At 70.9% G+C, this 20,749-nt stretch carries 23 protein-coding genes, 1 tRNA gene, 2 pseudogenes and 1 riboswitch; of the genes and pseudogenes, 11 read left to right on the forward strand and 15 right to left on the reverse strand.

Features of this window, described 5'->3' with window-relative positions; genetic code table 11:
• The first annotated feature begins 2 nt into the window (after positions 1-2).
• Together ACIBST_RS07410 and ACIBST_RS07415 are read left to right on the forward strand one after the other, a co-directional pair.
• On the forward strand, positions 3-1,958 hold the full coding sequence (locus tag ACIBST_RS07410) for a DUF6807 family protein (protein WP_397169890.1): 1,956 nt from the start codon (positions 3-5) through the stop codon (positions 1,956-1,958).
• A 107-nt stretch (positions 1,959-2,065) separates the two neighbouring features.
• Positions 2,066-3,061: an acyltransferase family protein gene (locus ACIBST_RS07415; RefSeq protein WP_397169892.1), complete on the forward strand. Its 996-nt coding sequence runs from the start codon at positions 2,066-2,068 to the stop codon at positions 3,059-3,061.
• 447 nt (positions 3,062-3,508) lie between these two features.
• Here ACIBST_RS07415 and ACIBST_RS07420 read toward each other — a convergent pair.
• A pseudogene (locus ACIBST_RS07420) lies at positions 3,509-3,685 on the reverse strand (TetR family transcriptional regulator); the annotation flags it as partial.
• Between the two features lie 68 nt (positions 3,686-3,753).
• Here ACIBST_RS07420 and ACIBST_RS07425 point away from each other — a divergent pair.
• Complete coding sequence (locus ACIBST_RS07425; protein ID WP_397169894.1) at positions 3,754-4,977, forward strand: acyl-CoA dehydrogenase family protein; 1,224 nt, start codon at positions 3,754-3,756, stop codon at positions 4,975-4,977.
• On the opposite strand, the gene ACIBST_RS07430 is transcribed toward ACIBST_RS07425, so the two are convergent.
• The 5 genes from ACIBST_RS07430 to ACIBST_RS07450 all read right to left on the reverse strand — a co-directional run bounded on the left by ACIBST_RS07430 (position 4,972) and on the right by ACIBST_RS07450 (position 8,740).
• A complete protein-coding gene (locus ACIBST_RS07430) occupies positions 4,972-5,733 on the reverse strand; it encodes a polyphosphate polymerase domain-containing protein (protein ID WP_397169896.1) in 762 nt (253 codons plus the stop codon). The genes ACIBST_RS07425 and ACIBST_RS07430 overlap by 6 nt on opposite strands.
• Entirely contained in the window at positions 5,730-6,260 is a 531-nt protein-coding gene (locus ACIBST_RS07435) for a DUF4956 domain-containing protein (protein WP_397170711.1), read from the reverse strand. The genes ACIBST_RS07430 and ACIBST_RS07435 overlap by 4 nt, the downstream gene beginning before the upstream one ends.
• Before the next feature lie 87 nt (positions 6,261-6,347).
• Complete coding sequence (locus ACIBST_RS07440; RefSeq protein ID WP_352349732.1) at positions 6,348-7,010, reverse strand: response regulator transcription factor; 663 nt, start codon at positions 7,008-7,010, stop codon at positions 6,348-6,350.
• Positions 7,007-8,404 carry an ATP-binding protein gene (locus tag ACIBST_RS07445; RefSeq protein ID WP_397169898.1) on the reverse strand — a complete coding sequence of 466 codons (1,398 nt, stop codon included), beginning with the start codon at positions 8,402-8,404 and terminating at the stop codon, positions 7,007-7,009. The genes ACIBST_RS07440 and ACIBST_RS07445 overlap by 4 nt, the downstream gene beginning before the upstream one ends.
• A gap of 12 nt (positions 8,405-8,416) precedes the next feature.
• Positions 8,417-8,740 carry a hypothetical protein gene (locus ACIBST_RS07450; protein WP_397169899.1) on the reverse strand — a complete coding sequence of 108 codons (324 nt, stop codon included), beginning with the start codon at positions 8,738-8,740 and terminating at the stop codon, positions 8,417-8,419.
• A 129-nt stretch (positions 8,741-8,869) separates the two neighbouring features.
• Here ACIBST_RS07450 and ACIBST_RS07455 point away from each other — a divergent pair, with 129 nt between their 5' ends.
• From ACIBST_RS07455 to ACIBST_RS07465, 3 genes are all read left to right on the forward strand, one after another.
• Entirely contained in the window at positions 8,870-9,667 is a 798-nt protein-coding gene (locus ACIBST_RS07455; protein WP_397169901.1) for an SDR family oxidoreductase, read from the forward strand.
• Between the two features lie 92 nt (positions 9,668-9,759).
• A complete protein-coding gene (locus tag ACIBST_RS07460) occupies positions 9,760-10,593 on the forward strand; it encodes a hypothetical protein (protein ID WP_397169902.1) in 834 nt (277 codons plus the stop codon).
• A gap of 176 nt (positions 10,594-10,769) precedes the next feature.
• Complete coding sequence (locus ACIBST_RS07465) at positions 10,770-11,621, forward strand: SDR family oxidoreductase (protein WP_397170712.1); 852 nt, start codon at positions 10,770-10,772, stop codon at positions 11,619-11,621.
• Positions 11,622-11,653: 32 nt separating this feature from the next.
• Here the strand turns inward: ACIBST_RS07465 and thiC are convergent, their stop codons facing one another.
• The gene (gene thiC, locus ACIBST_RS07470; RefSeq protein ID WP_397169904.1) at positions 11,654-13,132 is read right to left on the reverse strand and encodes a phosphomethylpyrimidine synthase ThiC; all 1,479 of its coding nucleotides are present in this window, start codon (positions 13,130-13,132) and stop codon (positions 11,654-11,656) included.
• A riboswitch (TPP riboswitch) is annotated at positions 13,125-13,237 on the reverse strand. (Overlaps the previous gene by 8 nt.)
• Before the next feature lie 35 nt (positions 13,238-13,272).
• Here thiC and ACIBST_RS07475 point away from each other — a divergent pair.
• Positions 13,273-13,893, forward strand: coding sequence for a class I SAM-dependent methyltransferase (locus tag ACIBST_RS07475; protein WP_397169905.1), 621 nt, complete (start codon positions 13,273-13,275; stop codon positions 13,891-13,893).
• Positions 13,894-13,971: 78 nt separating this feature from the next.
• Here ACIBST_RS07475 and ACIBST_RS07480 read toward each other — a convergent pair whose 3' ends face one another.
• Together ACIBST_RS07480 and ACIBST_RS07485 are read right to left on the reverse strand one after the other, a co-directional pair.
• Entirely contained in the window at positions 13,972-14,313 is a 342-nt protein-coding gene (locus tag ACIBST_RS07480) for a glycoside hydrolase N-terminal domain-containing protein (protein WP_397170713.1), read from the reverse strand.
• A gap of 37 nt (positions 14,314-14,350) precedes the next feature.
• Positions 14,351-14,611, reverse strand: coding sequence for a glycoside hydrolase N-terminal domain-containing protein (locus ACIBST_RS07485; RefSeq protein ID WP_397169907.1), 261 nt, complete (start codon positions 14,609-14,611; stop codon positions 14,351-14,353).
• Between the two features lie 59 nt (positions 14,612-14,670).
• Here ACIBST_RS07485 and ACIBST_RS07490 point away from each other — a divergent pair, with 59 nt between their 5' ends.
• Positions 14,671-15,021, forward strand: a complete 351-nt coding sequence (locus ACIBST_RS07490) for a hypothetical protein (RefSeq protein WP_397169909.1) — start codon at positions 14,671-14,673, stop codon at positions 15,019-15,021.
• Between the two features lie 2 nt (positions 15,022-15,023).
• Entirely contained in the window at positions 15,024-15,860 is an 837-nt protein-coding gene (locus ACIBST_RS07495) for a universal stress protein (protein ID WP_397169910.1), read from the forward strand.
• Positions 15,861-16,092: 232 nt separating this feature from the next.
• Here ACIBST_RS07495 and ACIBST_RS07500 read toward each other — a convergent pair whose 3' ends face one another.
• The 4 genes from ACIBST_RS07500 to ACIBST_RS07515 all read right to left on the reverse strand — a co-directional run bounded on the left by ACIBST_RS07500 (position 16,093) and on the right by ACIBST_RS07515 (position 18,265).
• Complete coding sequence (locus ACIBST_RS07500) at positions 16,093-16,740, reverse strand: YbaK/prolyl-tRNA synthetase associated domain-containing protein (protein WP_397169912.1); 648 nt, start codon at positions 16,738-16,740, stop codon at positions 16,093-16,095.
• On the reverse strand, positions 16,730-17,029 hold the full coding sequence (locus ACIBST_RS07505) for an ArsR/SmtB family transcription factor (RefSeq protein ID WP_397169914.1): 300 nt from the start codon (positions 17,027-17,029) through the stop codon (positions 16,730-16,732). The genes ACIBST_RS07500 and ACIBST_RS07505 overlap by 11 nt, the downstream gene beginning before the upstream one ends.
• A 65-nt stretch (positions 17,030-17,094) precedes the next feature.
• Positions 17,095-17,757 carry an AIM24 family protein gene (locus ACIBST_RS07510; protein ID WP_352319638.1) on the reverse strand — a complete coding sequence of 221 codons (663 nt, stop codon included), beginning with the start codon at positions 17,755-17,757 and terminating at the stop codon, positions 17,095-17,097.
• A gap of 121 nt (positions 17,758-17,878) precedes the next feature.
• Positions 17,879-18,265: a response regulator gene (locus ACIBST_RS07515; RefSeq protein WP_352349704.1), complete on the reverse strand. Its 387-nt coding sequence runs from the start codon at positions 18,263-18,265 to the stop codon at positions 17,879-17,881.
• 114 nt (positions 18,266-18,379) lie between these two features.
• Between ACIBST_RS07515 and ACIBST_RS07520 the strand changes: the two genes are divergently transcribed.
• Positions 18,380-18,451, forward strand: a tRNA-Arg gene (locus ACIBST_RS07520).
• 186 nt (positions 18,452-18,637) lie between these two features.
• Here the strand turns inward: ACIBST_RS07520 and ACIBST_RS07525 are convergent.
• Both ACIBST_RS07525 and ACIBST_RS07530 read right to left on the reverse strand, forming a co-directional pair.
• Positions 18,638-18,913: pseudogene (locus tag ACIBST_RS07525) on the reverse strand (IS5/IS1182 family transposase); the annotation flags it as partial.
• Positions 18,914-19,197: 284 nt separating this feature from the next.
• Positions 19,198-19,833, reverse strand: a complete 636-nt coding sequence (locus ACIBST_RS07530) for a hypothetical protein (RefSeq protein ID WP_397169916.1) — start codon at positions 19,831-19,833, stop codon at positions 19,198-19,200.
• Between the two features lie 499 nt (positions 19,834-20,332).
• Between ACIBST_RS07530 and ACIBST_RS07535 the strand changes: the two genes are divergently transcribed.
• A complete protein-coding gene (locus ACIBST_RS07535; RefSeq protein WP_397169918.1) occupies positions 20,333-20,725 on the forward strand; it encodes a hypothetical protein in 393 nt (130 codons plus the stop codon).
• The last annotated feature ends 24 nt before the right edge of the window (positions 20,726-20,749 follow it).

Here is a 20,749-nt window from a genome sequence, read left to right on the forward strand (position 1 = left end):
CCGTGAAGGTCGTCCTGGCGGGCGCGACCGGGCACGGGCGGCACCACCTGGACAACCTGCGCCGGCTCGCGGCCACCGGGCTGGTCGAGCCGGCCGGGATCTGCGACGTGCGGCCGGTGGAGCTCGACGGCGGCCCCCTGCCGCAGTCGGCGGACCTGGGCGAGCTCATCGCCGCCACCGGCGCCGAGATCACGATCGTCTGCACGCCGATCCACACGCACGCCGACCTCGCGGTCACGGCGTTGCGCGCCGGGTCGCACGTGCTGCTGGAGAAGCCGCCCGCGGCCAGCCCCGAGGCGCACGCGCGGATCGCCGCGGCGGTGGCCGAGACCGGGCTGGCCTGCCAGGTCGGCTTCCAGAGCCTCGGCTCGCGGGCGGTGCCCGCGCTGCGGGAGCTGATGGCGAGCGGCGCGCTCGGCCGCGTCCGCGGCATCGGCGGCGCGGGCGCGTGGGAGCGGCCCTCGTCGTACTTCACCCGCTCGTCCTGGGCCGGACGGCGCAGGCTGCACGGCGCGGACGTGGTGGACGGCGCGCTCACCAACCCCTTCGCGCACGCCGTCGCGACCGCGCTCGCCCTGGTGGACGGCCCGGTCGAGACGGTCGAGACCGAGCTGTACCACGCCCATCCGATCGAGGCCGACGACACCTCCTGCCTGCGCGTCCGGATCGCCGGCGGGCCGGTGATCACGATCGCGGTGTCGCTGTGCGCGACCGGCCGCAGCGAGCCGTACCTGGTGGTGCACGGGGAGGCGGGGCGGGCGACGCTCACGTACACGCTGGACGAGCTGCGGGTGGAGCGGGCCGACGGCTCGGTGGAGACCACCGTGCACGAGCGCGACGGCCTGCTGGAGAACCTGGTCGCGCACATCCGCACGGGGGCCGAGCTGCTCGTCCCGCTCGCCCGTACCGAGACGTTCACCCAGGTCCTGGACGCGGTGCGGCTGGCCCCCGAGCCGCTGCCCATCGCCGAGCGGCACCAGGCCGTGGAGCGCGACGGCGACGGCGCGGTCACCCACCGGTTCCTGCCCGGCATCGCCGAGCTGACCGCGCGCAGCGCCGCGGAGCTGGCGCTCTACTCCGAGCTCGGCGCGCCCTGGACGAAGGTGGAGCTGCGGGCGGCGGGCGCGCCGGTCGCGGCCTACGAGTGGCGGCCCGACCTGCCCGTCACCGACTCGCCGCGGCCGTACCTGCATCCGGTGCGCACGCTGGGCGGCGTCACCGTCACCGAGGTGCGTCCCGACGACCACGTGCACCACCTCGGCGCCGGCGTGGCGATCGCCGACCTGGGCGGCGCGAACTTCTGGGGCGGCCGCACCCACGTCGAAGGACGGGGACCGGCCTGGCTGGACGACCACGGCAGGCAACGGCACGTCGCCTTCACCCGGCTGGCCGACGACGGCTTCACCGAGGAGCTGGAGTGGATCGGCCCCGGCGACCGGCTGATCGCCCGCGAGCGGCGCACGGTCACCGCCCGGCCGGTCGGCGACGCGTGGGCCCTGGACCTCGCGTTCACGCTGACCAACCTCACCGGCTCGCCGCTGGAGGTCAACAGCTCGGCCACCAAGGGCCGTCCCGGCGCGGGCTACGGCGGGTTCTTCTGGCGCGCGCCCGGCGCCTCGACCGGCCGGGTGACCTTCCCCGGGGACGAGGAGGCCGTGCACGGCAGCCGGGGCCGCTGGGTGGCCATGGCCGGGACCGGCCCGGACGGGCGGGACTGGACGCTGGTGTTCGTCCAGGACGGCGACGACCCCTGGTTCGTGCGGGTGGCGGAGTATCCCGGGGTCGGTCAGGCGCTCGCGTGGGACCGTCCGCTCGTCGTGGAGGACACGCTGAGCAGGCGGGTCGTCACGGTCGTGGCCGACGGGCGGCTCGACGGGCCGTCGGTCTCGGCGCTGGCCGCCGCGATGGAGACGGTGATGGAGGCGACGATGGAGGCGACGGTCGAGGGGCGGGCCTGACACCCGCTCTCCAACGGTCGGGGAGCGGGCCTGACACCCGCTCTTCGGTAAGCCCTCATTCCCGGTTTCCCGGCGGTTCGGCGGGCCGCGGCTAGGGTGCGGAGTCTGTGAACGCACCCGTCATCGCCTGGCCCGCCACCGCCAGGGACCCGTTCTTCGACAACGCGAAGTACCTGGCCATCGTGCTGGTCGTGTGCGGTCACCTGATCGAGGACCAGCGCGACGCGCCGCTCGCCCACGCCTTGTACTTCTACGTGTACGTCTTCCACATGCCGCTTTTCATCGTACTTAGCGGCTATTTGTCCCGAAATTTCACGTTTTCGGGGGGCAAGGCGCGCAAACTTCTCTCCACCCTCGCCGTCCCCTACCTGATCTTCGAGCTGGCCTACTCGCTCCCCCGCCCGATCCTGTACGGCAAGTTCGAGCTGAGCCTGCTCGACCCGTACTACCTCACCTGGTTCCTGCTCTCGCTGTTCCTGTGGCGGCTGTCCACGCCGGTGTGGCAGCAGCTCAAGTGGCCGCTCGCGGTCGCCGTCGCGCTGTCCCTGCTGACCGGGCTCGACCGGCTGCCCGGCGAGCTGGCCATGAACCGCACGTTCGCGCTGCTGCCGTTCTACGTGCTGGGCCTGATGTTGCGGCCCGAGCACTTCGCCCTGCTGCGGCGATCCTCCGTGCGGCTGGCCGGGTTCTGCGTGCTGGGGCTGGGGCTCGCGGTCGCGCTGCTGGTGCACGAGCGGGTGCCGACCGAGTGGATCAGGTGGCGGCACTCCAACGCGGCCATCGGCGTGGACGACCTCACCGGCACCGCGATCAGGCTGGGGCTGCTGGCCGCGGGGGCGGTGCTGGTGGCGGCGTTCCTGGCGGTCACCCCGGCCCGGCGCACCTGGTTCAGCGGGCTGGGCTCGGCCACCATGTACGCGTACCTGCTGCACGGGTTCGTGGTGAAGGGCGCCGAGCGGCTCGGCCTGGGGCTGCCGCTGTCACTCCTGCTGGGCGTCCTGACCGCCACCCTGCTGTGCACGCCCTGGGTGCGCGGGCTGTTCCGCTGGGCCGTCGAGCCGCGCATGACCTGGGCCTTCACCCCGCTCCGCCGTCCCGCCTGAGTCGTGCCTGAGCAGCCGCAGGGCGCCCCTGGACAGCGCGACCAGGATGTCGGCGCACTCGTCCAGGTCGGGGTAGCGGCCTTCCAGGTGGCCCATGGCCAGGGCGTTCGTGGCCGCGTCGACGCCCTCGGCGATCATCTCCAGGCGGCGCCGGTCCCGTTCGTCGCCGGCCGTGTAGCCGAGCTCGGCCAGGTCGGCCGCGTGGTGCTCGCGGTAGGCCGCGGCCGTACGGGCGGCGAAGTCGCGCAGCGAGGAGGACGGGTCGTGCCGCGCGCGCAGCTGGATGCGCAGCAGCTCGGGGTGGCGGCAGATCGCCTCCAGCGGGATGCGGAAGGTGTCGCGGTGGCGTTCGAGGTCGCCGGGCGCCTCGCGGGCCCTGCGCCGGGCCTCCCGCATCGTGCCGCGCAGCCGGTCGCCGCTCTCCTCGGCGAGCACCCGCAGCAGCTCCTGCATGTCCTTGAAGTGCACGTAGAAGCTCGACTGCGCGATGCCGGCGGCCTTGGCGACCTTGCCGGTGGTCAGGCCGGTCTCGCCCTCCTCGTCGAGGATGGTCAGAGCGGCCCTGAGCAGCCTGCGGCGGGTCAGGTCCTTCGCCTCGCTCCTGCTGAGCGGTGTGCTGGTCACGATCGCCTCACGGGACTTGTGCCTGGTTTCACCGATAGTACTATCGGTGAAATCGCCGAAGGAGAGTCATGGCCATCGATTTCACTCTCGCCCCCGAGCACGAGGAGATCCGCAAGCGGATCAGGTCCTTCGTCCAGGAGACCGTGATCCCCGCGATGTCCGGCGTGGAGGAGGGCGACCGGGACGCCTACCTCCGCACGATCTTCGAGCTCCGCCGCCGGGCCAGGGCCGAGGGCCTGTGGCTGCCGCACATGCCGAAGGAGTGGGGCGGCATGGGCCTCGGCCACGTCGAGCTGGCCATGGTGCAGTCGGAGGCGGCCAAGACCCGCATCGGCCCGTGGGTGCTCAACTGCCAGGCCCCCGACGAGGGCAACATGCACACGCTGCTCCACTGGGCCGACGACGAGCAGAAGGAGAAGTACCTGCGCCCGCTGCTCGACGGCGTCCAGATGTCGTGCTTCGCGATGACCGAGCCCGAGGTCGCCGGGTCCGACCCGACCCTGATCCGCACCGAGGCGGTCAAGGACGGCGACGAGTGGGTGATCAACGGCCACAAGTGGTTCATCTCCAACGCCCGCCGGGCGAGCTTCGCCATCCTCATCGCGCGCACCGAGCAGGACGTGCCTGAAGGCTCGCGCGGCGCGAACACGGCCTTCCTGGTGGACCTGCCCAACCCGGGCTGGAAGGACGTGCGCGAGGTCGAGACGATGCACGGCTCGACCGGCCACAGCGAGATCGTGATCGAGGACCTGCGGGTGCCCGACAGCGCGATCCTCGGCGGCCGGGGCAACGGCCACCGGCTGGGCCAGTACCGGCTGGGCCCGGCGCGGCTCGCCCACTGCATGCGGTGGATCTCGCAGGCCGAGACGGCGCTGGACATGATGGTGGACCGGGCGCTCAACCGCTACAGCCACGGCTCGCTGCTGGCCGAGAAGCAGGGCGTGCAGTGGCTGATCGCCGACTCGGCCATGGAGCTGTACCAGTGCAAGCTCATGGTCCTGCACGCCGCCTCCAAGATCGACCGGGGCGAGGACTTCCGTACGGAGGTGTCGATGGCCAAGCATTTCGTGGCGAACAGCCTCAACCGCATCGTCGACCGGGCGATCCAGGTGCACGGCGCCCTCGGCTACTCCACCGACACGCCGCTGGCGAGCATGTTCCAGCACGCCCGCTGGGCCCGTTTCGCCGACGGCGCCGACGAGATCCACCAGATGCGCATCGCCGAGCGCACGATCGCGGCCTACCAGGCGACCGGTTCGACGAGCGCGGCGACCGGCGGCCTGCCGCTATAGCGCAAGATATCCCCGCATGACGGGCTGCCAGCGGTTGGCCGGGACGCCCCGCAGCGCGGCCACCGCCAGGCAGTACTTGCTGACGCTGACCGGCCGCACCCCCAGCCCGCGCAGCACCCGGTCCACCAGCGCCCGCCCGTCGGCCGACTTCGACTCCAGCAGCACCCGGTCGCGGCGGGCGGGCACCCGGCGGCCCCCGTCGTGGCAGAGCAGGCCGGTGTCGCAGGTCAGCCGGGCCTGCCCGGCCCGGTCGACGAGCGTGACCCGCCGGTAGTCGGTGGACAGCACGGGACCGAGCGCGTCGGGCACGACGACGCTCAGCTCGCTGCTCAGCGTGTCGCCGACGAACTCCATGGCCTCGCTGGTCAGCTCGCCGGCCGGTGCGGCGTCGTACGGGATGCGGTGTTTGTCGGTGTTGCCGCGGGTGCCGTTCAGCTTCAGCTCCAGCCACCGGCCGCCGCCGTCCAGGTACGTACGGGTGCGCAGCTTGAAGCGGCGCCGCCGGTCCTGCCGGTGGTGCCGGAAGGTCAGCAGGTCGGGCGTGTCGAAGTAGGTCGAGGTGTAGCGGAACTGGCGCAACGCCCCGATCCGCAGCACCGACAGCCGGTCGCCCAGCTCGGCCACGAGCTCGGCCATGGCCGGGACGCTGACCACGTACTTGCGGTCCACCCGGCTCATCAGCTCCGGCACGTCGTCCAGCCCGACCGGCGGCAGCCCGGCCGCGACGCCCGCCATCAGCGCGCCCGCGTCCCTCATCGGGCCACCTCGGCGATCTGGAAGCGCACGTCCACCACGGTCACGTCGCGCACGTAGTCCACCTGGGTGACGACGCAGTGCAGGACGCGGCCGCGCAACCGGCTCTCCAGGTCGGCCCTGAGCAGCTCGGGGTCGGCGTGCACGACGTCCAGCGTCACGACCTGCTGCCTGGTGCGGCCCAGGAGGCGGGGATGGTCGGCGACGTGCACGACGGCCAGCAGCACGCCGTCCAGGAGCAGCGCGGTCAGCGGGAGCTGGGCGGCGATGCCGTTCACCAGCCCGAGGACGATCGCCACGAAGTAGTAGGCGATCTCCTGCTGGGTGATCTCGCTGGACCGCAGCCGGATGATCGACAACACCCCGAACAGCCCGAACCCGACCGCCAGGTCCACCCGCTGGACCAGCAGCAGGGAGACCACCGCGAAGATGCCCACGTTCAGCGCCACGTAGGCGAACAGCAGGTCGCGCCGGTGGTGTCGCCGGTAGTACAGGCCGTAGGCGAGGACGGTGATCGCCGCCAGGTCCATCGCCAGTCCGGCGGTCACGGTGTCTTGCCCCTCGTTCTCATGTCCACCAGCCTGCGGCTCGCCGGTGAGGGAGCCGTGAGGCGCCCATTAGGCGGCTCTCATCCGGTAGCCGGTGCCGCGCACGGTCTCGATGCGGTCGGGGCCGATCTTCCTGCGCAGGTAGCGGACGTAGACGTCCACGACGTTCGAGCCGGGGTCGAAGTCGAAGCCCCAGACGTGGCTGAGCAGCTGCTCGCGGGTCAGCACCTGGTCGGGATGCCGGCAGAAGATCTCCGCCAGCGCGAACTCCCTGGTGGACAGGTCCACCACGCGGTCGCCGACGTGCGCCCGCCGGGTCCGCAGGTCCAGCGCCAGGTCGCCGACGCGCAGCACGGTCGGCTCGGGCGTGCGGTCGGCCCGCAGCCGCAGCCTGACCCGGGCGAGCAGCTCCTCGAAGGCGAAGGGCTTGGCGATGTAGTCGTCGGCGCCCCCTTCGAGCCCGGCGACCGTGTCGGTCACGCCGCCCCGGGCGGTCAGGATGATCACCGGGATGGCCACCTTCGACTCCCGCAGCCGCCGCAGCACGGTGAACCCGTCGCTGAGCGGCAGCCCGATGTCGAGCAGCAGCAGGTCGAACCCGCCCGAACCGGCCAGGTCGTAGGCCGCGACGCCGTCCGTGACCACGGCCGTGACGAAGCCGTTCCCGCGCAGGCCCTTCTCCAGGAAGGCCGCGATCCTGCTCTCGTCCTCGGCGATCAGGATCCGGTTCATGCCCTGACCAGCGGCAACGTCATCACGAAACAAGCGCCCCCCGCCGGGACGTCCGCCACTCTCACACCGCCTCCGTGCGCCTCCGCGATCGACCTGACGATCGCCAGCCCCAGTCCCGCCCCGTCGTGCCCGCCGGTACGTCCCGCGCCCCTGACGAACCGGCGGAAGATGCGCTCCCGGTCGGCGGGCGCGACGCCCGGCCCGCTGTCGCGCACCCACAGCTCGGCCCGCCCGTCCCGCACGGCCGATCCGACCGCGATGAGATCGTCCTCCATGGTGTGGCGGACGGCGTTCACCACCAGCTGCATGAGCGCCTGCGTGAGCCGCTGCCGGTCGGCCGGGATCCGCGCCTCGGCCACCTGGTCGACCCGCCACCGCCGGTCGCCCAGCGGCCGGGCCTTGGCCACCACGCTCACCGTCAGGTCGGCCAGCTCGACCTCCTCGACCGCGAGGAAGCCGGGCTGCTCGGCCTTGGCCAGGGTGAGCAGGTCGTCCACGATCCGGTTCATGCGGTCCAGCTCGTCGGTGACCAGGGCGAGGGTCTCCGCCCGTTCGGCCGGGTCGTCCCCCATCAGCTCCAGATGGCCGCGGATGACGGTGATGGGGGTGCGCAGCTCGTGCCCCGCGTCGTCCACGAACGTGCGCTGGACGGCGAAGGAACGTTCCAAGCGGTCGAGCATGTGGTTGAACGTGGCGGCCAGCGCGGCCACGTCGTCGTCGCCGGTCACCTTGAGCCTGCGGGTGAGGTCGGCCGAGTCGCTGATCTGCTCGGCCGTCTGGCTCACCAGCCGCACCGGGGCCAGCACCCGTCCCGCCACGAACCATCCCGCCGCCCCCGCCAGAGCCAGCGCGGCCAGCGCCGACAGCCCGAGCACGCCGACCGCGTCCACGATCTCGCCCCGGTGGCGGTCGTAGAAGACGGCGGCGACGAAATGGCCGGGACGGGGGTCGGCCGCCACCCTGACCGGGATGACGGCGTACCTGACCGTGCCCTCGACGCTCTCGGTGTCGCCGTAGGCGGGCCTGGTGGCCGCGGCCAGCGCCTTGACCAGCTTCTCGTCGGTGTCGAGCCGGGCCGGGGGCGTGACGGCGGTGATCCGGTCGGCCCTGCCGCCCACCATGGTGAAGAAGGTCTCCCAGCGGTCGGGCGCGTTGATCGCCAGGTAGCCGGTGAGCAGCTCCCGCACGTCGGAGACCGGCCGTCCGGTACGGGGGTCGTGGGCGGTGGCGGCGTACCTGCGCAGCTTCTCGGCCTCGTTGGTGAACTCCAGGTTCATCCGGTCGTCGAGGCGGGCGAGCAGGACGGTCCAGGTCGCGAAGATCGAGACCGCCAGGGCCAGGCCGACGACGGCGAGCATCCAGCCCACGATCCGGGCGCGGGCACTCACCCGCATCCGGCTCCCCGCTCAGTCGTCGTCATCGTCTTCGTCGTCATCGCCGTCATCGTCTTCGCGGTCGTCATCGTCGTCGTCTCCGCCGGTCCAGGCGCGATGGTGGTCGTCGTCGCCATCATCATCGCCGCCTCCGGGCTTCGGCGCGGGCGGCTTGACGGGTTCGGCCTCGGTTCCCGGCGACGTGAACGGCCGTACGTCGCCGACCGGCGTCCCCGGCGAGGTCGAGACCGTGACGGACTCCCCCAGATCGGGCCCGTCGCCGGCCGCCCGCACCCAGCCGGCCGAGAGGAAGCCAGCCGCCGTCAGCGCCACGAGAATGAGCAGCACGCGTTTCATGAGGTAGAGCGTCCGCCGCTCGGAGGAGACCATCCTGAGGCCAGGATGAGGAACCTCTCATCCCTTCCCATCCGGCTCGCCGTCATTAGAATCATGTTCTGATACCGGCTGGTCGGTCAGGAGGTCTTCATGCGGGTGCGGGACAAGGTGATCGTCGTCACGGGCGCGGCCGGCGGCATCGGACGGGCGATGGCCCTGCGCTTCGCCGCCGAAGGAGCCGCCGGGATCGTGCTGGCCGACCTGGACGAGCCCGGCGCGCGGGCCGTGGCCGACGAGATCGGCGAGCGGGCGGTGGCCGTACGCGCGGACGTCTCCGTCGAGTCCGACGTGGCCGCGCTGGCCGAGCCCACCCCCTTCGGCCCGGTGGACGTGTTCTGCTCCAACGCCGGCGTCATCGGCGGCTCCGGCCTCGACGCCCCCCTCCAGGAATGGACCTCCCTGTACGCGGTCAACGTCCTGGCCCACGTGCACGCCGCCCGCGCCGTCATCCCCGACATGATCGCCCGCGGCGGCGGCTACCTGCTGAACACCTGCTCGGCGGCCGGGCTGGTGAGCTGCCCCGGCGACGCGCCGTACGCCGTCACCAAGGCCGCGGCCATCGCCTTCGCCGAGTGGGTGGCCATCCACTACGCCGCGCAGGGCATCAAGGTCAGCGTGCTGTGCCCGCAGGGCGTGCGTACCGGGATGCTGGAACGCGGCGTCGAGGAGGACCACCTGACGGCGCGCGCCGTGGGGGCGTCGGGCGCGATCCTCGACCCCGCCGACGTGGCGACCGCCGCGATCGAGGGCCTGGCCGCCGAACGGTTCCACATCCTGCCCCACCCCGAGGTGGCCGACTTCTACCGCCGCAAGGCCGAGGCCCCGGACAGATGGCTAGCCGCAATGTCCAGCTTCATCACCACCCTCCAATCCGCCCCGCACGCCTGACCGCGGGCCGACATCTCCGCCCCCCGCACCCGACAGGCGCTCCCGCAAGGCACTCCCCTCGCCGTCGCCGTCCGCGAAAGGCCGATGTGACCATGGACCAGCACCTCACCCGGACCGCCCGCCAGGCCTGGCGTCGCCTGGAACCCGTCCACGGGATGATCTATTTCGTCCCCGAGGCCACCACCCGCTACGCCGCCCTCGGCCTCACCGGCATGTCCGGATATTTCACCTCACGCTCCGCCCCCTTGGGCCCCGCCCCCGCCGACCTCGTCATCGCCACGTTCTACAACTTCAACCCCGACCTCGTACGCCGCTCACTCCCCTGGGACCAGGTCACCCCCGCCCAGGTCCTGCAAGCCCGCCTCGAAGCCGCCGCCGAAGCCCTCCGCCGGGCCGCCGTCCACGAGCTTCCCGACCTCGTCCCCGTGCTCACCCTGGCCAGGCGCGCCGCCGAGGCCGCCTGCGACCACCCCCAGGGCCGCCCCCTGTTCGCCGCCCACGCCGCACTCCCCTGGCCCGACGACCCCGTCCTCCAGCTCTGGCACGCCCAGACCCTCCTGCGCGAGTTCCGCGGCGACGGCCACGTGGCGACACTGCTGGCCGAGGGCATCACCGGCCTCGAAGCCCTCGTCCTGCACGCGGCCAGCGGCGAGGTCGCCAAGCCGTTCCTCACCATGAGCCGCGCCTGGCCTCCGGACCAGTGGGCGCACGCCGAGACCACCCTCCGCACCCGCGGCCTGCTGACCCCCGACAACGACCTGACCCCCGAAGGCAAGTCCCTGCGCCACCACCTCGAAACCCGCACCGACACCCTGGCCATGCCCGCCTACGGCGCCCTGGGCGAACCCGACTGCGAACGCCTCGCCGAACTCGCCCGCCCCTTCGGCCGCCGCGTGGTGGACGCCGGCCTCCTCAAGCTCACCTGATCACCTGCGCCCCGCCTCCTTGCCGATGGCCGTCACCTGGAGGCTGGATGAGGAGATGCCCGCGGACCTGTTCCGGCGTGCCGCCATCGCCGGCTGACCGCCGCGGCTCGCCGGAAAGGGCTGATCTGGGCGAAGCATGACGTTACCGATACCCCGTGACGGGAAGATCGCCGGACATGTCGGAGACACCACCACCCCAGAGCCAGCCGTACCCGGGCCGTACGGACGAGATGTCCCCCGAGCCGCGCGACGAGATGCGCGGCTACGAGGGCAGGGACCTGCTGGCGGGCAAGAAGGCGCTGATCACCGGCGGCGACTCGGGCATCGGCCGGGCGGTGGCGGTGGCGTTCGCCAAGGAGGGCGCGGACGTCGCCATCGCCTACCTCGACGAGCACGACGACGCCAACCACACCCGCGGCCTGGTCGAGCAGGAGGGACGGCGCTGCGTGCTGCTGCCCGGCGACCTGGGCGACCGCGACCACTGCGCGACGGTCGTGGAGCAGGCGGTCGCCGAGCTGGGCGGCCTGGACGTCCTGGTCAACAACGTGGCCTACCAGGCGCCGGTCGACGGCCTGGAGGAACTGACGGACGAGCAGTGGGAGCACACGTTCGCGGTCAACATCCACAGCTACTACCGCGTCACCAAGGCCGCGCTGCCGCACCTGCGGGAGGGCAGCGCGATCGTGAACACCTCCTCGATCAACGGCCTGCGCGGCAACAAGACCCTCATCGACTACGCCGCGACGAAGGGCGCGATCAACGCCTTCACCTACTCCATGGCCCAGAACCTGGTCGAGCGCGGCATCAGGATCAACGCCGTCGCCCCCGGCCCGGTCTGGACGCCGCTGATCCCGGCCACGATGCCGGAGGAGAAGGTGGAGAAGTTCGGCGCGCAGGTACCGATGAAGCGGGCCGCCGACCCCGACGAGATCGCCCCTTCGTACGTGTTCTTCGCCGCCGACCGGCTGTCCTCGTACTACACGGGCGAGGTGCTGGCCCCGATCGGCGGCGAGACGCTCCCGGGCTGACCGCGCGGGCCGGCCCGGGGCCTCCACCAAGATCAGAGGTAGATCGAGCCGCCCTTTCCGAGGAACTCGGCCGCCTTGCCGGCCATGCCCGCCCGCACCTCGTGGCTGAGCTTCATCGAGCAGAACTTCGGGCCGCACATCGAGCAGAAGTGCGCGGTCTTGGCGGGCGCGGCCGGCAGGGTCTCGTCGTGGAAGGCGCGGGCGGTGTCCGGGTCGAGCGACAGGTCGAACTGGTCCTCCCAGCGGAACTCGAACCGGGCGTCGGACAGGGCGTCGTCCCACGCCTGGGCTTGCGGGTGCCCCTTGGCGAGGTCCGCCGCGTGCGCCGCGATCTTGTACGTGATCACGCCGGTCTTGACGTCGTCGCGGTTGGGCAGGCCGAGGTGCTCCTTGGGGGTGACGTAGCAGAGCATGGCGGTGCCGTACCAGGCGATCATGGCGGCGCCGATGCCTGAGGTGATGTGGTCGTAGCCGGGGGCGATGTCGGTGACGAGCGGGCCGAGGGTGTAGAAGGGCACGTCGTCGCAGAGCTCGCGCTGCAGGTCGACGTTCTCCTTGATCTTGTGCATGGGCACGTGGCCGGGGCCCTCGATCATCACCTGGACGTCGTGCGCGTGCGCGATCTTGGTCAGCTCGCCCAGGGTGCGCAGCTCGGCGAACTGGGCCTCGTCGTTGGCGTCCGCGATCGAGCCGGGACGCAGCCCGTCGCCCAGCGAGAACGTCACGTCGTAGCGGGCCAGCAGGGCGCACATCTCGTCGAAGTGCTCGTACAGGAAGCTCTCGCGGTGGTGGGCCAGGCACCAGGCGGCCATGATCGAGCCCCCGCGCGAGACGATTCCGGTCTTGCGCCGGACGGTCAGCGGGACGTGCGCCAGCCGCACGCCCGCATGCACCGTCACGTAGTCGACGCCCTGCTCGCACTGCTCGATCAGGGTGTCGCGGTAGACCTCCCACGACAGCGCCTCGGGACGCCCGCCCACCTTCTCCAGCGCCTGGTAGACGGGCACGGTCCCGACCGGGACGGGCGAGCTGCGGATGATCTGCTCGCGGGTCGCGTGGATGTCCGGGCCGGTGGACAGGTCCATGACGGTGTCGGCGCCCCACCGGGTGGCCCAGGTCATCTTCTCGACCTCCTCCTCGATCGAGGAGGTGACGGCGGAGTTGCCGATGTTGGCGTTGATCTTGACCAGGAAGTTCCGGCCGATCGCCATCGGCTCGGACTCCGGATGGTTGACGTTGGCCGGGATGACCGCCCGTCCGGCCGCGACCTCCTGCCGGACGAACTCGGGCGTCATCCCCTCCCGTACGGCCACGAACTCCATCTCCTTGGTCACCACGCCGCGCCGCGCGGCGCCGAGCTGGGTGACCGGCGACCCCCACGCCGAGCGGTCGGTACGCGACGGCCCCGAGGTGTCGTAGAGCCGCACCGACGTGCCGTTCGACAGCCTGACCTCGCGCATCGGCACCTGCAGGTCCCCGATGTGGATCTTGGAAAAGCGCGCGTCGCTCATCGCGCAAACTCCCTTCGCCGGCATTATCCGGAGCAGGTTCTGGCGGTCGGCGGCTGACAGCCGTCCTCTCAGCCCGGTCCGCACCGGGCTCCCGCGTTGGTCATCGCGATCATAACCCGGCGCGTGGCAGGATCAAGGGGATGTCTGATCCCAGTGCGCACACGACCGCCACCTACGACCGCATCGCGCGCCAGTTCGACGAGCAGGTCGCCAATCCGTCACCCCCGTTCGCGGCCTTCCGCGACCGGTTCGCCGCAGCCCTGCCCGCCGGAGCCACGGTCGCCGACCTGGGGTGCGGCCCGGGGCGCGAGTCGGCCTGGTTCGCCGGACGCGGCCTGACCACCGTGGGCGTGGACCTGTCGATCGAGATGGCCCGGCTCGCCGCCGGGCGCGGCGTGCCCACCGTCCTGGGCGATCTGCGACGCCCGCCGCTGGCGCCGTCGTCCCTGGACGGCGTCTGGTCGGCCGCGGCCCTCGTGCACGTGCCGTCCGAGCAGACCGAGCCGACGCTGCGCGCCTGGCACGCGGCGCTGCGCCCCGGCGGGGTGCTCGCGCTGACCACCGCCCTGGGCGACAGCGAGGGCTGGGAGCCGGTGCCGTACCGGACGGAGTATGAGCGCTGGTTCGTCCACCGCGACGCGGGCGACCTGCTCGCGGTGCTGGACGCGGCCGGGTTCGCGGTCGCCTGGCACGAGACGAACGCCACGCACCGCACGTGGTTCAGCGTGCTGGCGACAGCGCGCAGCTCTCCCCTGCCCTAGTCTTCGGGTCGAGCGCGAACCCGGGGCCGCGCAGCTGAGCGGCCCCGCCGCGCGCCAGGCGGCCGGCAGCAGTTCGATCTATTGTGCCCCCGCCGCCGGGGCCGGGCCGCGGTAGCCGGGGTGGACGGGCGCGTGGTCGGTGGCCGCCGAGAAGACGAGCACCGCGCTGTCGGCACCGGTCGCCACGACGCGGTCGCCCTCGTCCGTACGGGTGCCGCCCTCGGTCAGCACTTGCACCTGGCCCTCGTACACCAGGCCGTTGTCGGCCGGCACGCCCCGGACGCGCAGCCGTCCTGCCTCAGCGGTCACATCCTCCCCGCCATCATGCGCGGTGCCAAAGGCAACGTGAACCCCATGCGTCCCCGAGGTGCCGCTGTCAGCCTCCCGACGATGGCGTGCGCCGGGTACGAGGCGAAATATTTCCTGGTGAGCACCACTCCGCGGGCGTCCTCGTACGTCACGGCGGCCGAAGTTCCGGTACGCCCCGAAGCCCGGAACGCCCCCCCGGCGGGTTCCCCCGGATCGCGGCCACCTCCTCCGGCGCCATCGAACCCCGCTCTCCGATGCCCGGACCGCCGGTCCACAACCACTTCTCGTTGAACTGGACGCGCTCGGCCGAGAGCGTCCCGGACACGCAGGCGCCGAGCGCTCGGTTGCCGATCGGCAGGACGTGTCCTTCCCTACCGGGAGCGGGCTCGTCGTACCGGAGCGTCAGCATGGCGATCACCCTGAGGTTTGGCGATCGCCCCTGGCGGTACGGACTCCCTCAGGGGAACTATGATGAAGATCGCCGCTGTGGCCGCGATCGTGGCTCTCACCACGATCGGACCGGCTGCCGCCTCTGGGGACGGCATCGAGCAGCAGGAAGTGAGCAAGCAGCAATACCGGACGCTGACCGCCCAGTGCCGCTACGCCGACACACCAGCCCTGCGCCAGAAGTGCAGGCAGGCGGTCAAGGAGAACTACCGTATCGGCCGGCGCAACCGTTCACTCGACTGCCGGACGTACTCCGGCGTGACGGTCTGCGGCGAACTGCTCCTCAGCAAGACCGAGCGCGCGTGCATCGACGAGTCCACCAGACAGGGCTTGGCCTATCGCCGCGCCGAAGTGGAATGTTACGTGGCCTGACCATGATCGTCGCAGGTGTCGACGGCTCGCCGACCGGACTGCTGTCCGTCGACTGGGCCGCCAAGGAGGCAGTGCTGCGCGGGGTGTCGCTGACCGTGGCCCACGTGGTGCCCGACTGGGTCTGCCGCCCGATCTCCGGCCGGTACGCGGAGGTGGGCAAGTGGATGCGCGACGGCGCCAACGAGGTGCTCGCGGCCGCCGAACGGCAGGCCCGCGAACTGGGCGCCGAGGTGACCACGGAACTCGTGCCCGGCGATCCCCGCGCCGCGCTGATCAAGACCGCCGAGCAGGCCGACCTGCTCGTCGTCGGCAGTCGTGGCCTGGGCGGCGTACGCGGGCTGCTGCTCGGCTCGGTCGCCCACGGGGTGGCCGCGCACGCCCAGACGGACGTCGTCCTGGTCCGCGACCCGCCCACCGTTCCGCGCGGTGAGCTGGCGGTCGGGGTCGACCGTTCCGAGGGCAGCCTGCGCGCGCTGAAGTTCGCCTTCGCCGAGGCCGAACTGCGCGGCGCCAGGCTGCGCGCGGTGGAGGCCTTCGCCTGGCCACGTCCCTCGGGCTTCGGGCCCGCCGATCCGGAGGCCGAACGCGAGACCCGCGAGGCCCTGCGGACCTTCCTCGCCATACCCCGGCAATGCCATCCCGGCGTGGAGGTGATCGAGGACGTCGTGCACGGCCATCCCGTCGAGGTGCTGCGCGAGGTGGCGGCGGGGGCTGACCTGCTGGTCGTCGGCAGCCGGGGACACGGCACGCTGAAGGGCATGCTCATCGGCTCGGTCAGCCAGGCCATGCTGCACCACGCGCCGGGGACGCTCGCGATCGTGAAAGCCACCTCCGTCTAGGAGTCGCTCCCGCAGCCCGCCACTTTCCCGCGCCTCAGAGCAGAGCCATGCGCGCCCCCTCGCCTGCGCCCGCTCCCCCTCACCCTCGCCGCCCTGACCCGCCACGTGACCCCGACCGCCTCTCACCCCCCGCCGCTCTGACCTGCGCCTGACCCGGGCCGCCTCTCACCCCCCGCTGCCACTGGCCCGCACCCGACTCCCGGTGACCCTGGCCCTGGAGGCCCGCCGGTGGCTAGCCGGCGGCCGGCACCGCCGCCGCCACGATGCCGGCCACGCGCGGCTCGGCCAGCCGTACGTAGTCGTCGGTGGCAAGCGCCAGCGAACGGTCGAGACGTGCGGCGTTGAAGTAGATCTCCGGCAGCTCCAGCAGTGAAGGATCGACCACCAGCTCAAGGCGAGGGTCATAACTGAACGGCAACACCGTCCCGCTGACGCTGCCCGCCAGCTCCTCCGCCCGCTCCTTGTCGGCGAAGGCCACGTACGTCCCCTCCAGCAGCCCCTTGACCGCCTGCAGATCCAGCCGCGCGTCCCCCGGCACGACGGCCAGCACGTGCCGGGTGCGCTTCTTGCCGATCTTGACCATCACGATCAGGCACTTGGCCGCCTGCTCGACACCGTGCCCGCGCAGGGCGCTCACCTGCTCGGTACGCCCCTCCGCCGGATGATCGATCACCCGGTACCGCGCCCCGCCCGCATCGAGATCGGCAATCAGCCGCTCATAGGCGTCCGGCCGCCGGCCACCCTCGGAACCTTCGGCGGCATCGGCCCCTGCGTGTGCTCCGCGACCTTCTCCGGCGTCGGGACCTTCGTAGACTCCGCTACCTTCTCCGGCATCGGCGCCTTCGGAGCCATCGGGACCTTCGTAGGCGTCACCAGTCACTGCTCAACATCTCCTTGGCCTCGGCGATCCGGCCCTCGTCGCGCTGGTAGAACACCCACTGCTTGATCTTGGTACCCCGGATCAGCCCCGCCTGGGCCAGCACCTTGAGATGCTCGCCGCAGGTGGGCCGGCTCACGCCCAGCTTCTCGGCGATGAACAACGAACAGACGCCGTCGCGTACCAGATCGCCGTCACGCTGCGGGCCGAAGTGCCGCTCGGGGTCGCGCAACCACTCAAGGATGAGCAGCCGCTTGTCGCTGGCCAGCGCCTTGACCAGATCCACATCCATCGAGCCAGTATGGCAATAAGCTAATTACCTGTCCACGCCCGGCAAGCCCCCTGAGCCGCACGGCCTCAGGACGTCTGCACCACCGGCGCCCCTTCGCTGGCCTGCACCAGGACGAACCCCTGCCCCCGGAACGCCAGCTGCATGGCCTCGCCGCTCCCCCGCCCGATCAACGCCCCGACCTTCATCGTGCGGTTGACCCCGACCTGCAACCCCGTGCTCCAGCACACCGCCGCCTGCCCGTCCACGAACGTCGGCATCCGCGCCACGTCCAGCAGCACCGGCGTGCCGTGCGTGGTCACCGCCACCCACCCCGTGCCGGTCACCGTGGTGTTGAACAGCCCACCGGCCGCCACCCCGGCCCCCTGAACCCGCTGGATGTCCCACCTGAGCTCCGGCCCGAACGCCAGCAGGTTCCGCCCGTTGACCGTCAGCCCCTCGTTCTCCAGGTAGAAGAGGTGGATGTCGTCGGCGTTGTCGGCCAGGTAGAGCTGCCCCTGGCCGCGTACCCGCATCAGGGAGGCCCCCTCCCCCGTCACGGCCTTCTTCAGCAGCCTGCCGAGCCCGCCGCCCTCGTAGTCGAAGTCCATCTGCCCCTGGAAGGCGACCATGGACCCCTGCTTGGCAAGCACCTCGTGCGGCAACTGGACCCGCAGCATCTTGTGGTTCTCCAGCGCGAACCCGCCGGGAAGCGGCTGGCCGGCCAGGTTGCCGAAGATCGAACTACGCACGTCGCGCCTTTCACGTCGATGGTCGTCGCCGCCGACGTGCATCCGGAGCCGGCCCGAGCGGCGTCACCTCCGCCGCTCCCACCACCTCCGGCACACCATCCGGCGCCGTTCTACACCCCCATCAACTCGGCGCCCCGGAAGCGAGTTCCCGTACCACCTGAATGAGCTCGGCCGGATCGAACGGCTTCGTCAGGTACGCGTCGACCCCGATCCCCAGCCCCCGCCTCCGGTCGTCGTCCTGCGCCCGCGCCGTGATCAGGACGACCTTGATGTGACTGGTCGCCTCCTCCGTACGCAACTTCTCCGCCGTCGCCCACCCGTCGAGGCAGGGCATCATCACGTCCAGCGTGATCACATCCGGCATGACGTCCATCACGCGATCCAGACAGTCCTGCCCATCGGTGGCGGTCGACACCTCGAACCCCTCAAGGTTCAGGTTGACCGCGATGAGCTGCCGGATGACCTCGTCGTCATCCACGACCAGTACTTTGCCAAGAACGTCGCTCACGGGCGCAAAGCTAGCCCGTAGCGGGCCGGTCACGTGGGGTTTTCGCGGGATGCGTTCAAGGAGCGTTATCTGGTGCCGAGTGGTCCCCAGATGCTGATAGCCTTATCACTCGTCGCCCCCTTAGCTCAGGGGATAGAGCACCGGCCTCCGGAGCCGGGTGCGTAGGTTCGAATCCTACAGGGGGCACACACGATCTCCATCGCGAGACGGCCAAGGACCTGCGGAAACGCAGGTCCTTCTGCGTTCCAGGTGTGCCACCCGCTGCCACCGAGGGCGAGCATGAGCGCGTACCGGGCGTGTACCGATCATGAGATGGCACGACGGCCCGCCGCTCACCGACGTTGGATCATGCTCTGCGAACGGCCATGTACGTCGGGTAGAGCGCCCTGCGGCGGCGTCCACGTAGTCGGCTAGCGCGGCCAGCAGGTCCAGGCTTTCGCAAACATGGCGCAAAGCTATGGCGAATCCGTTGGCCGATCAGGCGTGGGTGTCGCCGTTGCGCGGGTGGGCCAGGACGAGCAGCGCCTGCTGGGCTGGGTCCGACCGACGCCGCCGGGAACCGCGTTCGGCACGCTGGGTGCGGATGAGTTCGGCCAAGCGGATGAGGGTGTGGTTGGACAGCGGAATCGCGGCACGACAGGGCAGCAACGAGGTTCTTGGTTGGGACATCGGGTTTTGGTCGACTGCTGTCTTACCAGGAGTCTCCTCTGCCCTGCACATACCCTAGTGGCCGGCTTCATCAATTCGGAAAGAGTTCCGTACTTGGTGGCCTCCGCCGGCATCACACAATGGTTCCTGGGTGAGTTTTGCCGGTTTCGATGAGAACCGCGAGTTCGATGGTCTTCTTCCCGGCCATGCCGTTTCTCGGGGCTACAACGTGAGGCAACGCGTCCTGGTCGTTCACTTCCTTCTGCCGCGGCAGTCGAAGAATTTCAGCCGCTTTCGGTGGACTTCTTCTGAAGGAATTCGCCCCACACTGAGACAGCGGCTCCCTTGCCCCAAAGTCCTGCATCGTCATCGCGCGGATAGAAGTCGTTGGTGACGTATTCGGCAAGGTCTCGGCCGTAGCTGATGATGTCCGTTCCCCATATTGACAGCACCTGACTGCCGTACGTGCCGCGGCCACCAGGCAGGAAGCGGTGTCCATAGAGCGGAATGAGCTTCGGCGCCCTCGCCAGCTCCTGCCCCGCGATCCGTAACGCCTCCGCACTGTTCTCCGGCGGGGCTCCCCATGACCTCAGCCACGCACCGCGCTGCACATCATTCAGCACCTCACGCACAGGCCATTCCAAATGAAGGCGGAGTTCCTCCTCCTCACCGTCGCGCCAGTCGGGCCAGGGGCGCTCCCACGTGGCACCCTCCTCCGGCCGAGCGGAGTTGACGGGAAGTCCGGCGGCAAGAAACGCGCGGTGATCGTCGGCGAACTCGATGCCGTACTCAATCTCGATCCAGGCGAACTCCCTGTCGGTTAAACCCGGCCTGACCTCACATATCCCGGACAACGCCAACCGCCGAGCGGCTTCACGACCGAGACGGACCGCATCAGGGTGCAGCACGCCCTCCACCATACCGAGCCACGGTTATGAACGCCGGGGCCCTGTGGATCGGCGTCGGCAGAGGAATTGTGCGTGGTTCATCGGCGCATAGAAGGTGGCAAACTGCCTTTGACAGTGCGCGCAGGACGGTGGAGAGCACTGACCTCTTGGAACAGCGTTATGTAGGATTCGCTCTCCGCCATTGACGAATATTGCGCAGCCCACCACAGCCTGGGAGCATGTTGACGCTCGCCGGGCTGCGGTCCGCGGAATGGGGTTGATCGGAGCCATGGGCCTGGGCGGCGGCAAGCAGGCGTCCGACGCGGGCTACAGTTGATCACGTTTGCCGCGAAATTCATGCCCGTCGCGGACCCGGAAAAACTCCGCGACGGGCGCGGCGAATTCTTCCCAGCGACCTAAGACACGGCCTGACAATGAGGTACGGAAAAGGGGGCCCATGCGGTACGCCGGCACCGGTGCGACGGAGGCGCGGGCGCATTTTCGCCGGACCCTGGGCTGCGGGGGTGTTCTGGTGGCGGTCGTGCTGCTCGCCGCGGCCGTCGCGTGGGCGGACAGCCGGCTCGTCGACAGCGCGCTCTCGTACTGTTTCGGCGATCTCGACGCGGGCGAGGCGCTGGCCGGCCTGGTTTTTCTCGGCGGCAGGTGGCTGCTTTTCATGGCCGTCTTCCTGTGCGGCGCGCTGCTCCTCGCCGGGTTCCGCGCGCTCGGGAGGCGAGCCGACGGCAGCGCCGCCGTCGCGGCTTTCCGGGTGGGTTTCTGGGTCACCGCCGCGCTTTTGGTGGTCGTCCCGGCTGGCCTGATTCTTTATGACTTCGCGACGACCGGCACCCCTACCGGCGTGGCAGGGCTCAATTGCGGCGTGGACAACGTGCCGCCCTGGTGGCCGGGCTGGCTGCCGTCCTGAGGGCGGCCGGGATCGGCCGAGGAT

Source organism: Nonomuraea sp. NPDC049684 (genome assembly GCF_044465345.1).
Classification (GTDB): domain Bacteria; phylum Actinomycetota; class Actinomycetes; order Streptosporangiales; family Streptosporangiaceae; genus Nonomuraea.

Excerpts from the sequence above, each read along its gene's own strand:
- ACIBST_RS07440 (WP_352349732.1), bottom strand. The coding sequence starts at position 7,010 with ATGAACCGGATCCTGATCGCCGAGGACGAGAGCAGGATCGCGGCCTTC.
- ACIBST_RS07455 (WP_397169901.1), top strand. The coding sequence starts at position 8,870 with ATGCGGGTGCGGGACAAGGTGATCGTCGTCACGGGCGCGGCCGGCGGC.
- ACIBST_RS07465 (WP_397170712.1), top strand. The coding sequence starts at position 10,770 with ATGTCGGAGACACCACCACCCCAGAGCCAGCCGTACCCGGGCCGTACG.
- ACIBST_RS07475 (WP_397169905.1), top strand. The coding sequence starts at position 13,273 with ATGTCTGATCCCAGTGCGCACACGACCGCCACCTACGACCGCATCGCG.
- ACIBST_RS07425 (WP_397169894.1), top strand. The coding sequence starts at position 3,754 with ATGGCCATCGATTTCACTCTCGCCCCCGAGCACGAGGAGATCCGCAAG.
- ACIBST_RS07505 (WP_397169914.1), bottom strand. The coding sequence starts at position 17,029 with ATGGATGTGGATCTGGTCAAGGCGCTGGCCAGCGACAAGCGGCTGCTC.
- ACIBST_RS07485 (WP_397169907.1), bottom strand. The coding sequence starts at position 14,611 with ATGCTGACGCTCCGGTACGACGAGCCCGCTCCCGGTAGGGAAGGACAC.
- ACIBST_RS07530 (WP_397169916.1), bottom strand. The coding sequence starts at position 19,833 with ATGGTGGAGGGCGTGCTGCACCCTGATGCGGTCCGTCTCGGTCGTGAA.
- ACIBST_RS07435 (WP_397170711.1), bottom strand. The coding sequence starts at position 6,260 with ATGGACCTGGCGGCGATCACCGTCCTCGCCTACGGCCTGTACTACCGG.
- ACIBST_RS07450 (WP_397169899.1), bottom strand. The coding sequence starts at position 8,740 with ATGAAACGCGTGCTGCTCATTCTCGTGGCGCTGACGGCGGCTGGCTTC.
- ACIBST_RS07430 (WP_397169896.1), bottom strand. The coding sequence starts at position 5,733 with ATGAGGGACGCGGGCGCGCTGATGGCGGGCGTCGCGGCCGGGCTGCCG.
- ACIBST_RS07460 (WP_397169902.1), top strand. The coding sequence starts at position 9,760 with ATGGACCAGCACCTCACCCGGACCGCCCGCCAGGCCTGGCGTCGCCTG.
- ACIBST_RS07445 (WP_397169898.1), bottom strand. The coding sequence starts at position 8,404 with ATGCGGGTGAGTGCCCGCGCCCGGATCGTGGGCTGGATGCTCGCCGTC.
- thiC (WP_397169904.1), bottom strand. The coding sequence starts at position 13,132 with ATGAGCGACGCGCGCTTTTCCAAGATCCACATCGGGGACCTGCAGGTG.
- ACIBST_RS07490 (WP_397169909.1), top strand. The coding sequence starts at position 14,671 with ATGATGAAGATCGCCGCTGTGGCCGCGATCGTGGCTCTCACCACGATC.
- ACIBST_RS07495 (WP_397169910.1), top strand. The coding sequence starts at position 15,024 with ATGATCGTCGCAGGTGTCGACGGCTCGCCGACCGGACTGCTGTCCGTC.